This window comes from Clostridium taeniosporum, assembly GCF_001735765.2.
In the GTDB taxonomy this organism is placed as follows: domain Bacteria; phylum Bacillota; class Clostridia; order Clostridiales; family Clostridiaceae; genus Clostridium; species Clostridium taeniosporum.
The window spans coordinates 798,138-811,356 of sequence record NZ_CP017253.2; the positions used below are offsets into that span (position 1 = coordinate 798,138).

Below are 13,219 nucleotides of genomic sequence, written 5' to 3' on the forward strand. Positions count from 1 at the left end.
AGAGATAATGGCGATGAATGAGATGAAGATATTAATATTTGGTTTAAATGGTGAATATTATGCTTCTGATATAAAAAATATAGAAAGAATCTTAGGGTATGAAGAACCTACAATTCTTCCTGATTCCCCGAATTTTGTAAAAGGGGTTATTAATTATCAAGAGAGTATATTACCTATAATAAGTTTATCGACAAAATTTAATCTAGGAAATGATGAAGATTCAGAAGAAAAGAAAATAATAGTTATAAAAAAAGATGATAAAAAATTTGGAATAATCGTAGAAAATGTATATGAAGTAAAAGATATTGATAGTAGTTTAATAGAAGTTTCTCCTGAAATAACAACTACATTATCAAGAAATTATATTAGTGGTCTTATAAGATTGGATAAGAATATAATAATACTTTTAGATGTAGATAAAATTATATCTATGGAGGAAGAACAAAGTATATTTTAGGGGGTAAAATGGAGAATACAGAAGTTAAGGTTGGAATAGCTGATTTAAATTTGGTATCCTCACCTGGAAAAATAATGACAATAGGATTGGGTTCATGCATAGGTATAGCATTATATGATAAAAGAAATAAACTAGCGGGTTTATCTCATATAATGCTCCCAGATAGCACACAATTTAAAAATGCAACAAATCCAATGAAGTTTGCTGATTTAGCAATTCCCTTATTAATAAAAAAGATGGAAGCTAAAGGTTGTCAAAAGAGAAATTTAATAGCTAAAATAGCTGGTGGAGCATCTATGTTTAGTTTTTCAGATAAGAGTATGGTTGGGGATATAGGAAAAAGAAATATACAAGCTGTAAAAAAATCTTTAAGCGAGGAAAAAATTCGAATAATAGCTGAAGATGTAGGCGGAAACAAAGGAAGAACCATGATTTTAAATGCTTTAGATGGCAAAGTTACACTTAAAATAGTGGGAGTAGGAATTGTGGAATTATAAAGAGGTGAATACATTGAGTAAAATAAAAGTTATAGTTGTTGATGACTCTGCTTTCATGAGAAAAATGATATCAGAAATGTTAGAAGAAGGTAATGAAATAGAAGTTATAGCTAAGTTTAGAAATGGAAAAGAACTTATTGAAAAAGTTGATAATTTCAATCCTGATATAATAACATTAGATTTAGAAATGCCCCAAATGGATGGTTTGGAAACATTAAAAGAATTACATAAAAAAAATAAGAACTATTCAATAATAATGTTAAGTAGTTTAACAACAAAAGGTTCGGAAAAAACTATGGAATGTTTAGAAAATGGAGCTATTGATTTCATAACTAAGCCTTCAGGAAGTATATCTTTAGATATAAGAAAAGTGCAGGAAAATCTTATTGAAAAGATTAAAATTATATCTAAAAGAGGAACACGAAGTAGAATAAATAATAAATCAAGTGAGATTTCTAAAGTTACATTAAAGAATACTAATTTGCATAACCATGCAAAAATGAAAGAATTGAATAGGTCTGAACATAAAAATATAGCAATAATAAAAAATAAAAAAATTGACGCTATTGTTATTGGAGCTTCTACTGGTGGACCTAAGGCACTTCAACAATTATTAACTAAATTCCAATCAAATATTGGAGTACCTATTTTTGTTGTTCAGCATATGCCATCAGGTTTTACAAAAGCCTTTGCAGAAAGATTAAATAGAATTTGCAATCTTAGGGTTTTAGAAGCAGAAGAGGGACTTAAAATAGAAAACAACGTAATATATATTGCTAAGGGTGGATACCATATGACTGTTGGTACTGATGGGAAAATTCATCTTAATGAGGAAGATCCCATATGGGGAGTTAGACCAGCTGTAGATAAACTTTTTGATTCTGCTATAAAAGCATATAGAGGTAATTTAATATCTGTGGTTTTAACAGGTATGGGTAGAGATGGCGCTAAGGGTACAAGCAATGTGAAAGATTATGGTGGTATTACTATATCGGAAGATGAGTCTACATGTACTATTTATGGTATGCCTAAGGCAACATTTGAAACTGGCAAGGTAGATTTAGTTTTACCACTTTATAATATATGTGATGAAATAACTAAAATTTTAAAAAAACATTAGGAGGAAAATATGGATTTTAATGATTTTCATAAATGGGTTCATAGAGAATTAGGCATAAATTTATCAGCATATAAGCCCGATCAACTTAATAGAAGAATTAACAGTTTGATGAGTAGAGTTGGAATTAAGTCTTTAGATGAATATACTAAAGCTATAAAAAATGATCCTAACCAAAAACAAAAATTTCTAGATTTTATAACAATAAATGTTACTGAGTTTTTTAGAAATCCAGAATTGTTTAATGAACTAGAAAAAAGAATGTTAACAGATTTATTACCTAATAATCCTAATTTAAAAATTTGGAGTGCAGCATGTTCAATTGGTTGCGAGCCATACACAATCTCTATTATGTTAGATAAAATAGCTCCAAGAGGAAGACATAATGTAATAGCTACAGATATAGATAATACAATTTTATCTAAAGCTAAAATTGGTGAATATACTAGTAACGAAATAAAAAATATTAAAAATCAAGATTTAAGTAAATATTTTGATAAAAAGGGCGATAAATACTATGTAAGTAATAAAATTAAATCAATGGTTACTTTTAAAAAGCATGATTTGATTTTAGATAGATATGATACTAACTTTGATTTAATAGTCTGTAGAAATGTTGTTATTTATTTTAATAACGATACTAAAGAGAATATTTATAAAAAATTTAGTAATTCATTAAAAAAAGGTGGACTTTTATTTGTTGGTGCTACTGAAAGCATCTATAACTATAAAGAATATGGTTTTGAAAAGGCATCTACCTTTATTTATAGAAAAATATAAGGAGGGATAATATGGATACATCTCAATATATGACTATGTTTTTAGAAGAGTCTTTAGATAATCTTCAAACTTTAAATGAATCATTATTGGATTTAGAGCAAAATCCAGATGACACTGACAAAGTTAATGAAATATTTAGAGTAGCACATACAATTAAGGGAATGGCTGCAACTATGGGATTTAACGATGTTGCAGAACTAACTCATAAGATGGAAGATGTATTAGCTAAATTTAGAGATGGAGAGCTAAAAGTAACTCAAGAAGTTGTTACAGTTCTATTTGATTGTTTAGATACATTAGAAAGAATGATAGACAATATTGAAAGCTCTTCAGAAGAAAATGTTGATATAGATAATATTATAAAAGCATTAGAGAATATAGCAATTAAAAAAGAAATTGATAATACAAAAGAATCTAGTGTAGTTGAAGTTAAAAATGTGAAGAGTCAAAACGAATCTTCATTTGAATTGAATGAATATGATTTATCAGTAATTAAACAAGCAAAAGAAAAAGAATTTAATGTAATGGAAGTTAAAATCAAAATAAGTGAAAATACATTACTTAAATCAGCAAGAGCCTTTTTAATTGTTAAAGATATTGAGGATCATGGTGAAATTTTAAAATCAAAACCTTCAACTGAAGAAATAGAGAATGAAGAATTTGATTTGGATTTAAATTTTATTGTAGTAACACATAATACAGTTGAAGAGATGACTAATTTAGTAAATGGAATATCAGAAGTTGAAAATGTTAAAGTTTTTATGGTGGAAATCGACAATGATATTGTTGCTAAAGAAATAGAAGATAAACCCAATAAAGAAGAAGTGGTTACTAAAAAAGAGGTAAAAGAAAATAAACCAGCACCAAAAACAGAAGCTAGAGCAAAAAAGACAAATTCTGTTAAAAAAGATTCTAAAAAAGCTCATCAATCTGTAAGAGTTGATTTAGCAAGAATTGATAATTTAATGAACATGGTTTCAGAACTTGTTATTTATAGAACAAGACTTGAACAAATAGTAATGGATCATAAATCAGCAGAGTTAAATGAAACATTAGAACAAGTAGGAAGAACAACTTCTGATCTTCAAGACTTAGTTATGAAAATTAGAATGCTTCCATTAGATACTGTATTTAATAGATTCCCAAGAATGATAAGAGATGTTTCAATAGAATTAGATAAAGAAATAAATTTTATTATAGAGGGTGCAGAAACTGAATTAGATAGAACTGTTATAGATGAAATTGGAGAGCCGTTAATACATTTGTTAAGAAACGCTGCCGATCATGGTATTGAATCTAAAGAAGAAAGAATTGCATCAGGAAAGAATCCAGTTGGTACAGTTAAATTAGTTGCTTATCAAGAGGGAACTAAAGCGCTTATAAAAGTAATAGATGATGGTGCAGGAATAAATGTTGAAAAAGTAAAAGCTAAAGCAGAACAAAAAGGAATAAATACTGAGGGATTATCAGATAATGATATTAAGAATTTAATCTTCGCTCAAGGCTTTAGTACAAATGAAGTTGTTACAGATATATCTGGAAGAGGAGTTGGAATGGATGTTGTTAAAACAAAAATTTCATCTTTAGGTGGTACTGTAGATGTATTTAGTAAAGAAGGAGAAGGTTCAACATTTGTAATAAAACTTCCTTTAACATTACAAATAATACAAGCGTTACTTGTTAAAATTGGAGAAGAAACTTTAGCTATATCTCTAGGATTTATTGATAGAGTAATAGATTATAAAGAAGAAAATATAAAGACAAGTAATGGAAGAGAAGTTATAATTTACAGGGAAAGTGTAATTCCATTAGTAAGACTTAATGAAACATTAGATATTGAGGCTGGCGAAACAGAAAAGAAATTTGTTATAATAGTGAACGTTGGTGATAAAACTATAGGTTTATTAGTAGATTCATTGCTAGGACAACAAGAAATAGTAATTAAACCTCTTGGTGCGACTTTAAAGGGGCTAGATCAATATATTGGAGCAACTATATTAGGTAATGGATTGGTTACTTTAATATTAGATGTAGGATCATTGTTATAGTATAATTTTATAGGAGGTATGAAATGGAATATACCAACTTCAGTAGTATGCAATTAGATGCGCTTAAAGAAGTATCTAATATTGGCGCTGGAAATGCTGCAACGGCTCTTTCTGTAATGATATCTGAAAAAATAGATATGACAGTACCAGCGGTAAATATAGTAAAACTTGAAGATATTATTGAATTAAATAGTGAAGAAGAAGTTGCAGGAATTATTATAAGAGTACTTGGAGACATTTCAGGGAATATTCTTTTAATATTTAATTCAGATAGAGCTAAGAAAATGATTAAAAGATTAGCAGGATATGAAGAGGAAATTACTAGTGAATTAGGGAAATCAATATTGTGTGAAATAACTAATATAATAACAGGATCATATATGAATGCAATAGCTGAGTTCACTAATCTTAAAATAATTCCATCTGTTCCAGCAGTTGCATATGATATGATTAGTGCAATTTTAACAACAACATTTATAGAATCTTGTCAATATGAAGAAAATATACTTGACATAGAGACAGTTTTCTTAGATGATACACAAGAGGAGATTGGAGCACATTTTTATTATGTTCCAATGCCAGGATCATTAGAGAAAATATTAAAATCAATTGGAATAAATTAATTTTGGAGGGAGATTTAAATGGCTAAAGTTTTAATAGTAGATGATGCAGCGTTTATGAGAATGATGATAAAGGATATATTAGAAAAAAATGACTTCGAAATAGTTGGAGAAGCGAGCAACGGTGCAGCAGCAGTAGAAATGTATAAGAAGGATAAACCAGATGTAGTTACAATGGATATAACAATGCCGGATGTTGATGGTATTGAAGCAGTAAAGCAAATAAAAGCGTTTGATCCAGATGCTAAAATAATAATGTGTTCTGCAATGGGCCAACAATCTATGGTAATGGATGCAATAAGAGCAGGAGCGAAAGATTTTATCGTAAAACCATTCCAAGCTGATAGAGTATTAGAAGCTATAAAAAAAGTACTTGGTTAAAAATACCAGTATGGGGGTGTATTAAATGCAGATAGTAGTATTTAAACTAGGGAATGAGTATTTTGCTGTTGAAACAGAACGTGTTCAAAGTATTAATGATATGATGGGGATAACTAGAGTGCCAAAAGCACCTAGTTATATTAAAGGGTTAATAAATTTAAGAGGAAGTATAAAATCACTTGTTGATATAAATCTGTTGTTAAATGTTGATTCAAGTGCTGAACAAAATAATATAATAATATTAACTGTTAAGGACGAAGAAATCGGAATTTCAGTTGATGAAGTTGACGAAGTGTTAGATATAGAAGAAAAAGATATACAAAGATTAGAAGATAATAATGGACCAGACTATATAAAAGGAATTGTAGATTATAACAACAAACTTCTAACAATAATAAATATTGATAGGTTGTTAAATTAGTAATGAAATGAGGGATAAAAAATGGCAGATGTTTTATCACAAAGTGAAATAGATGCCTTGTTATCTGCTTTATCTACAGGAGAACTAGAACCGGAAACACAGCCCAAAGAAGAGGAAAAACATAAAATAAAGTTATATGACTTTAAAAGTCCGCAAAAATTTTCTAAAGATCATATTAGAACTTTAGAGCTTATACATGATAATTTTGCAAGAATAATTTCTAATTATTTGACAGGACAAATAAGAAAGAATGTTAAAGTCAAAATAGAAACTGTAGAACAGATAACCTATGAGGAATTTATACATTCCGTACAAAATCCTACTATCATCACTATATTTAAAATGCCCCCATTAACAGGATCGATTATATTTGAAACAAATCCTCAATTATCATTTCAAATAATAGATATTTTGCTTGGGGGAAGTGGAGATAGAAAAATAGGTAATAAAGAATTTTCTGATATAGATAAAAATATAATAAAACAAGTTACTACTGGAATGATTAGTAATCTAAAATTAGCATGGGAAGATATTTTAAATGTAACTCCTGAGGTAGAAGGAATAGAAACTAATCCAGCAATAAATCAAACATTAGCACCAAATGAACCAGTTGCGCTTATTACGTTTTCAGTTGAATTTGGAGAACATAGTACTTTTATGAATATGTGTATTCCATACTTAAGTATAGAAAAAGTATTAGACAAATTGGTAGTACAATATTGGTTCCAAAATGATGATGAGGCATTAGTTGAGGAATCAAGAAGAAAAATGGAAAAAGGAATTCAAAAAGTTGATATTGATGTATTTGCAGAACTTGGAAGTACAAGTATCATGGTTGATGATTTCTTAAAGCTAACTAAGGGAGACATAATTAAGCTTGATGATAAGAGCTCTTCACCTATAAAAGTATATGTAGGAAACGAGTTGTGTTACTATGCAAAACCTGGAGTAACAGGAAAAAATATGGGCGTTGCTATTTTAGATATAATAGATAAGGAAGTGAAAGAGTATGAGTAATAGTTTTCTATCGCAAGAAGAAATAAATGCACTTCTAGCAGGAGAACTTAGTAATGAAGAAACACAGGAAGTTTCTCAAGATAATGGGAATAAAGAAGAATTGACTGATATTGAAAAAGACCTGTTAGGAGAAATAGGAAATATATCAATGGGATCAGCTTCTACAGCTCTTTATCAAATTATTAATCAAAATGTAAATATAACAACACCTGTAGTTTCTTTAACAACATTAAAAGATATTAAGGCTTCTTTTGAGATTCCTAATATAGTATTAGATGTTGAGTATACAGAAGGCATAATAGGAAGAAATATATTGGTTATGAGAACAGATGATGCTGCTGTAATAGCCAATCTGATGATGGGTGGAGATGGTAAGGTAGCTGAAAATGCTGAATTATCAGAAATAGAAGTTAGTGCTGTACAAGAGGCAATGAATCAAATGATAGGTTCGGCAGCAACATCTATGGCAACAATGTTTTCGCGTAAGGTAGATATATCTCCTCCAACTTCAAAGTTATGGAGAGAGAAAGATGAACCAATTACAGAAACTCTATCAGAAGAAGAAGAGATTGTAAGAGTTTCATTTAGATTAATAATAGGTGATCTTGTTGATAGCAATATAATGCAAATATTACCTTTAAGTACAGCAAAGAAGATTGTTTCTATAATGATGGGTCAAGATGGTAGTGCTAGTGAATCAGAAAATACTGTGGCAGAAAAAACAGCATCTAAGCCAGTTCAAACACAAAAAGCTATACCTAATAAGGAACAAGCGTCAATTCAAGAAAAGCCTATAGTGGAAGAACCAAGACGAGTACAACAACCGGTAGAAGTTCATGAAGCAGCTTTTGAAGCACTAGCTCCAGGGGGAAATACACAAGCACCTAAAAATATAGATTTAATATTAGATGTTCCATTAGATATATCTGTTGTTTTAGGTAGAACTAAAAAGAGTATAAAAGATATTTTAAGTTTAAGTACTGGATCTTTAATTGAATTAGATAAATTAGCAGAAGAACCAGTTGAAATATTAGTTAATGGAAAGAAAATAGCTTATGGTGAAGTTGTCGTTGTTGATGAAAACTTTGGTGTAAGAATAACTAGTATAGTAAGTAATGCTGAAAGAATAAGATCTCTTAGATAATTAGATAGTAATTAAAAAAATCTGTTTAAGAATTTTTAATTATAATAGAGATATAATTAATATTTATATAATTTTAATATTAAGAATTATATAAGTTAATTATATCTCTATTTTTGTTAAAATATGTACATCTAATTAATAGTTATAGTATACTATTAATTAGATGTAAGGATTATTTTATTATTAATATTTAAGCATAATATTTTATATTTATAAATAAGATAAATACTTAATATTATTAAGGTATTAATTTGTTAAAAATGTCTAAACTTAATATATAATAGTACGATAATAAAAGAAGAAAGATTAGTAAGATATAATTATGGAGGTAAAAAGATATGAGTATTAATAGGATTAATGCACATTCTGCAGTGAATATATATAATTCTAATAAAAATATAAATAAGATTGAAAAAAATAATAATATTAAAAATACAGATAGAATAGAAATTTCAGAACTTGGTAAATCTATAAAAGATTATTCTTTGGATTATAGTATAGATAATACAAAGAAAGTAGCAGAAATTAAAGAAAAGATACAAAATGGTACTTACAAAATAGATTCTAAATTAATCGCAAAGGGTATACTAGAAGCTATAAAGGAGAATAAAAATAAATAATGATACAAGAGTTAATAGAAATAATTGATAATGAGGAAAGTGCATTAAGAGAATTATTAAGTCTATTTGAGATTCAGTATAAGATGATAATGGAAAAAGATGTGTTTGGATTAGAAGGATTAGTTGATAAGATGAATGAGTGCAATAAAAAAATTGCTGCTCATGAAGTTAGCAGAAGACAGCTAATAGGTAAAAAGAGTATAAAAGATATATTAAATGATTTTAATGATGAAAAATTAAATGCATCATATGAAAGAATTCAAAAAACATTAAAAGATGTAACATTGCAAAAGGAAACTAATGAAATGTTATTAAAACAGCAGATAATGTTTAATAATCAAATGCTAAACATTATGAATCCTAATAGGGAAATGAAGACTTATAACTCTTATGGTAATTTGAGAAGATAATACTCAAAAGAGTGTAAGTCTTTTTAAATGTATAGGAAGTTATAGGATTTTAATTTTAAAAGGCCCATGAAGTTTAGTCTGAGGAGAAAAATTTAAATTGACGATTGACAAAGGATAATTGAAAATAAAAAATAAGCAGCCTAATTAGAAAAGATTTAAAAACAAAAAGTACATTTATTTTTTAGTATAAATTTCTAAAGTAATTAAAAATATATTTTAAAAATTTATGTGATAATTGTTCATTGTCAACTGTTAATTGTATATTTAAGAGAGAAATATTACTTTTTTATTATAAAAACATGGATGGGGACTAAAAAGACATGGATGTAGGAAATTTGAAAGGCAGGAATATAAATGGCAGGACTATTTGATACATTTACTATAGGGAAAAGAGGGTTAAATGTACAACAAGGAGCAATAAATACAACATCACATAATATAGCAAATGCAAATACAACTGGATTCTCAAGACAAAGAGCAGTTGCAACAACTACAAGACCTTTTGGTGGAATGTCTAGATTCGATACTTGTACAGTTGGACAAGTTGGTACTGGAGCTGAAATTTCATCAATAGAAAGAGTGAGAGATTCTTTTATTGATTTTCAAGTAAGACATGAAAATGGTAAACTTGCAAATTATGATGTTCAAGATAAATTTTTATATAGTGTGGAAAATATATTTGGAGAACCTTCTGATTCGGGAATACAACAATTACTAGGAGAGTTTTTTGATGCTTTTCAAGAATTATCTAAGAAGCCACATGATTCATCAACAAAAACAATAGCACTTCAAAAAGCATCAGTTTTATCAGATACATTAAATAATACTTATACTCAATTAGAAAAACAATTAAGTGATGCTCAAAAATTATTACAAGTAAATATTAAAGATGCAAATAGTTATTTAGATCAAATAAACGAATTAAATAATCAAATTGCAAGTGTATGTGCAGTTGGACAAAAACCAAATGATTTAATGGATTCAAGAGATAATCTTTTAGATGAATTAAGTTATAAATTTGGAATAACAGTAGATAGAAAAGATAAAGAGGCTATTGATTTAAAATTAGAAGGATATCAAAATAACAAGAATCCTGTTAATAATTTAGTTAATTCAAACCCTATAAATGAAAATTATACTAGATTTTCTTATGTAAAGAGTACCGAAGTTAAAGAAAATGCTGGAGCTTATACTATTGATCTTAAATACCATCCTTTAGGTAATTTAAATGCAGAAATAGAAACAATAACAGTAAATTGTACAAGCAAAGAAGATGCAGAAAAATTATCTGAATCTTTAATTCAAAATAGAGTATTAACAGCTGATAAGAATGGAGATATTACTGTAAGAAAAGCCAATGGTACTAAGTATGAAACTATAACTTTAAAAGATGGAGATACAGTAGAGTCTAAAGAGCTAAATACTTCAATACTTCAAACTCATAAATTAGATGTAGAGGTTAATACTATTGATGACAAACACATCAAAGGTGATATAGCAGGTAATCAAGGAGTACAAGATACGATCAAAGGATATATGGAAGACCTAGACAGAATTGCTGTGGGTTTAGCTTATTCCGTTAATGCTATTCAAACAGGAAGTAAAACACCTACAGATAAATATGAGCTTGTATTTATTAATGGTGCTGATGTAGAAGGATTAACTGGAGCAGCTAAGAATGAAAAGTTAGAAGAGAAAATAAGTGCTAAAAACATAACCGTTAATAAATATTTATTAGAGAATGTATCTTTATTAAATGCTTCAAGCAAAGATGATGCTGGAGAAGGTAATGGAGAGAGAGCCTTAGCAATTGCAAGTCTTAGAAATGTAAAGATGAATTTGTCTAAATTCAAAGATATAGATAGTAGAGCCGATTTTTTAAGTAATTCACAAGTGAATTTTGATGATGAAATAAATATAATAGGCAGTAAAGATGGATCAACAATAAATGCTTATTATAAAGAAATAATAAATAATTTAGGAGTAAATGCAGAAACAGCTAGTAGAGATGTAGATAAGCAAGGAAAGAAATTACAAGATTTACAAATGCAAAGATTATCAACTTCAGGAGTTTCATTAGATGAAGAAATGACTAATTTAATACAATTTCAACATGCATATAGTGCAAATGCTAAAGTGATTTCAACAGTAGATGAATTACTTGATGTTGTTATAAATGGACTTAAGAGATAGTTGGGTGTATATGAATTTATAAAATTTTAAAAGTCTGATGAAAGCTAGAACTTTAGAAATTTAGTTGAGAATTGAGAGTGGAAAGTGGAGAGGTAAGGAAAAGATTCGTTATTGAAATTTTGAAATATATATTATTAGAAAGTCTTTAAGACTTTCAACCAAAACTCTCAACTCTCAATTATCGACTCTCAACTAAAACGTATGGAGTAGCCACTTTTTATATACGAACGTATTTTAAATGAAAAAAATGAAAAGAAGTATATTTATATTAAGAAATAGGAGGCGAAGATTATGAGAATAACTACAAGTATGTTAACTTCGAATTATCAAAGCAATATGACAAAAAATTTAAATAATATACAGAAGATTCAAAATCAATTATCATCAGGTAAAGAAATAAGCAGACCGTCTGATAATCCATATAAAGTTTCAAGAACAATGCAAATGTATACGGAAATTGGAGCAAATAAGCAGTATAATGAAAACATAAAAGATATTTCAAACTGGTTAGATACAACAGATACTTCATTAAATCAAATGGGAAATGTATTTGCTAGAGTCAGAGAACTTTTGGTTACTGCAGGTAATGGAGCATATGGGGGAGATGAAAGAAAGGCCATACAAGATGAAATTAAAGAAAGAGTCAATGAAATGTCTCAAATATTAAATACTAATTTTGATGGAGTATATATATTTGGAGGAACTAAAACTACATCTAAACCTACAATAGTAAATTCAGATGGTGAATTATGTTATGCAGATAAAGATGGAAATGCTGTAAATAAAACAGCAGCAGGAGTAAATATAGAACTTACAAATCCAATTACTGATGGTGGAACTAAAACTATAAATAGTATGGAGAAAAGCGGTGATACAGTAACAGTTATTATAGCTGATAATACTGATCCTGCAAATCCTGTAGAAACACCAGTAAATATTGATTTAAGTAGTGTTGATTTAACAGCGACTCCTCCTGTAACAGAAGAATCTTTATTTAAAATAGCATTAAATGCCCAAGGATTTAATGATGATGCTGTAGAAAGATTAGCTAGTATGGTACCATCTTTTAATGCATTAGATCAAATGGGTTCAGATTTGAATGTTGAAGTATCTCAAGGAGTTTTAATTAATTATAATAAAAATGCAGTGGATCTTTTAGAAGGTAGTGGAACTAATGTTGTTGATACATTAAATAAGATTATAACCAACCTTGGATCTGGTGGAGATGTTTCTAAAATAACTGGAGAATGTCTTGGAGAAGTAGATGATATTATAAAAAATCTGCTAAAAAATAGAGCAGAAGTTGGAGCTATGCAAAATAGAATGGAATCTGCACAAGATAAGAATGAATCAGAAAATTTAGATATGACAGATATTTTATCAAAGACAGAAGATATTGATTTCACAGAAAAAATGATACAATATTCAACAATGCAAACAGTATATATGGCAGCACTTCAAACTAGTGCTAAAATACTTCCAGCAACTATATTAGACTATTTATAGAATAGGAG

The 13,219-nt window shown here is 28.3% G+C and carries 14 protein-coding genes; all 14 read left to right on the forward strand.

Translation table 11 applies throughout. From position 1 onward, the window contains the following. Positions 1-7 precede the first annotated feature (7 nt). The 14 genes from BGI42_RS03805 (at position 8) to flgL (ending at position 13,211) form a co-directional block, all read left to right on the forward strand. Positions 8-457: a chemotaxis protein CheW gene (locus BGI42_RS03805; protein WP_069679046.1), complete on the forward strand. Its 450-nt coding sequence runs from the start codon at positions 8-10 to the stop codon at positions 455-457. Between the two features lie 8 nt (positions 458-465). Next, the gene (locus BGI42_RS03810; RefSeq protein ID WP_069679047.1) at positions 466-954 is read left to right on the forward strand and encodes a chemotaxis protein CheD; all 489 of its coding nucleotides are present in this window, start codon (positions 466-468) and stop codon (positions 952-954) included. Positions 955-967: 13 nt separating this feature from the next. Further along, the gene (locus tag BGI42_RS03815) at positions 968-2,074 is read left to right on the forward strand and encodes a protein-glutamate methylesterase/protein-glutamine glutaminase (RefSeq protein ID WP_069681022.1); all 1,107 of its coding nucleotides are present in this window, start codon (positions 968-970) and stop codon (positions 2,072-2,074) included. Positions 2,075-2,083: 9 nt separating this feature from the next. Continuing rightward, positions 2,084-2,851, forward strand: coding sequence for a CheR family methyltransferase (locus BGI42_RS03820; protein WP_069679048.1), 768 nt, complete (start codon positions 2,084-2,086; stop codon positions 2,849-2,851). A gap of 11 nt (positions 2,852-2,862) precedes the next feature. Continuing rightward, positions 2,863-4,899: a chemotaxis protein CheA gene (locus tag BGI42_RS03825; RefSeq protein WP_069679049.1), complete on the forward strand. Its 2,037-nt coding sequence runs from the start codon at positions 2,863-2,865 to the stop codon at positions 4,897-4,899. 23 nt (positions 4,900-4,922) lie between these two features. Continuing rightward, the gene (locus tag BGI42_RS03830) at positions 4,923-5,522 is read left to right on the forward strand and encodes a chemotaxis protein CheC (protein WP_069679050.1); all 600 of its coding nucleotides are present in this window, start codon (positions 4,923-4,925) and stop codon (positions 5,520-5,522) included. A gap of 18 nt (positions 5,523-5,540) precedes the next feature. Continuing rightward, the gene (locus BGI42_RS03835; RefSeq protein ID WP_069679051.1) at positions 5,541-5,900 is read left to right on the forward strand and encodes a response regulator; all 360 of its coding nucleotides are present in this window, start codon (positions 5,541-5,543) and stop codon (positions 5,898-5,900) included. Between the two features lie 25 nt (positions 5,901-5,925). Beyond that, positions 5,926-6,321: a chemotaxis protein CheW gene (locus BGI42_RS03840; RefSeq protein ID WP_069679052.1), complete on the forward strand. Its 396-nt coding sequence runs from the start codon at positions 5,926-5,928 to the stop codon at positions 6,319-6,321. Positions 6,322-6,342: 21 nt separating this feature from the next. Beyond that, a complete protein-coding gene (fliM, locus tag BGI42_RS03845; RefSeq protein ID WP_069679053.1) occupies positions 6,343-7,338 on the forward strand; it encodes a flagellar motor switch protein FliM in 996 nt (331 codons plus the stop codon). Then, positions 7,331-8,482 carry a flagellar motor switch phosphatase FliY gene (gene fliY, locus BGI42_RS03850; RefSeq protein WP_069679054.1) on the forward strand — a complete coding sequence of 384 codons (1,152 nt, stop codon included), beginning with the start codon at positions 7,331-7,333 and terminating at the stop codon, positions 8,480-8,482. Before fliM ends, fliY begins: the two co-directional genes overlap by 8 nt. Positions 8,483-8,820: 338 nt before the next feature. Beyond that, positions 8,821-9,102, forward strand: coding sequence for a flagellar biosynthesis anti-sigma factor FlgM (gene flgM, locus BGI42_RS03855; protein ID WP_069679055.1), 282 nt, complete (start codon positions 8,821-8,823; stop codon positions 9,100-9,102). Beyond that, entirely contained in the window at positions 9,102-9,512 is a 411-nt protein-coding gene (locus tag BGI42_RS03860; RefSeq protein WP_069679056.1) for a flagellar protein FlgN, read from the forward strand. Before flgM ends, BGI42_RS03860 begins: the two co-directional genes overlap by 1 nt. Before the next feature lie 354 nt (positions 9,513-9,866). Beyond that, the gene (flgK, locus tag BGI42_RS03865; RefSeq protein WP_069679057.1) at positions 9,867-11,705 is read left to right on the forward strand and encodes a flagellar hook-associated protein FlgK; all 1,839 of its coding nucleotides are present in this window, start codon (positions 9,867-9,869) and stop codon (positions 11,703-11,705) included. Positions 11,706-11,996: 291 nt separating this feature from the next. Next, positions 11,997-13,211, forward strand: coding sequence for a flagellar hook-associated protein FlgL (gene flgL, locus BGI42_RS03870; protein WP_069679058.1), 1,215 nt, complete (start codon positions 11,997-11,999; stop codon positions 13,209-13,211). Positions 13,212-13,219 lie beyond the last annotated feature (8 nt).

Coding starts and splice junctions, on each gene's coding strand:
- BGI42_RS03805 (WP_069679046.1), top strand. CDS start 8: ATGGCGATGAATGAGATGAAGATATTAATATTTGGTTTAAATGGTGAA.
- flgL (WP_069679058.1), top strand. CDS start 11,997: ATGAGAATAACTACAAGTATGTTAACTTCGAATTATCAAAGCAATATG.
- BGI42_RS03860 (WP_069679056.1), top strand. CDS start 9,102: ATGATACAAGAGTTAATAGAAATAATTGATAATGAGGAAAGTGCATTA.
- BGI42_RS03820 (WP_069679048.1), top strand. CDS start 2,084: ATGGATTTTAATGATTTTCATAAATGGGTTCATAGAGAATTAGGCATA.
- fliY (WP_069679054.1), top strand. CDS start 7,331: ATGAGTAATAGTTTTCTATCGCAAGAAGAAATAAATGCACTTCTAGCA.
- BGI42_RS03810 (WP_069679047.1), top strand. CDS start 466: ATGGAGAATACAGAAGTTAAGGTTGGAATAGCTGATTTAAATTTGGTA.
- flgK (WP_069679057.1), top strand. CDS start 9,867: ATGGCAGGACTATTTGATACATTTACTATAGGGAAAAGAGGGTTAAAT.
- flgM (WP_069679055.1), top strand. CDS start 8,821: ATGAGTATTAATAGGATTAATGCACATTCTGCAGTGAATATATATAAT.
- BGI42_RS03840 (WP_069679052.1), top strand. CDS start 5,926: ATGCAGATAGTAGTATTTAAACTAGGGAATGAGTATTTTGCTGTTGAA.
- fliM (WP_069679053.1), top strand. CDS start 6,343: ATGGCAGATGTTTTATCACAAAGTGAAATAGATGCCTTGTTATCTGCT.
- BGI42_RS03835 (WP_069679051.1), top strand. CDS start 5,541: ATGGCTAAAGTTTTAATAGTAGATGATGCAGCGTTTATGAGAATGATG.
- BGI42_RS03830 (WP_069679050.1), top strand. CDS start 4,923: ATGGAATATACCAACTTCAGTAGTATGCAATTAGATGCGCTTAAAGAA.
- BGI42_RS03825 (WP_069679049.1), top strand. CDS start 2,863: ATGGATACATCTCAATATATGACTATGTTTTTAGAAGAGTCTTTAGAT.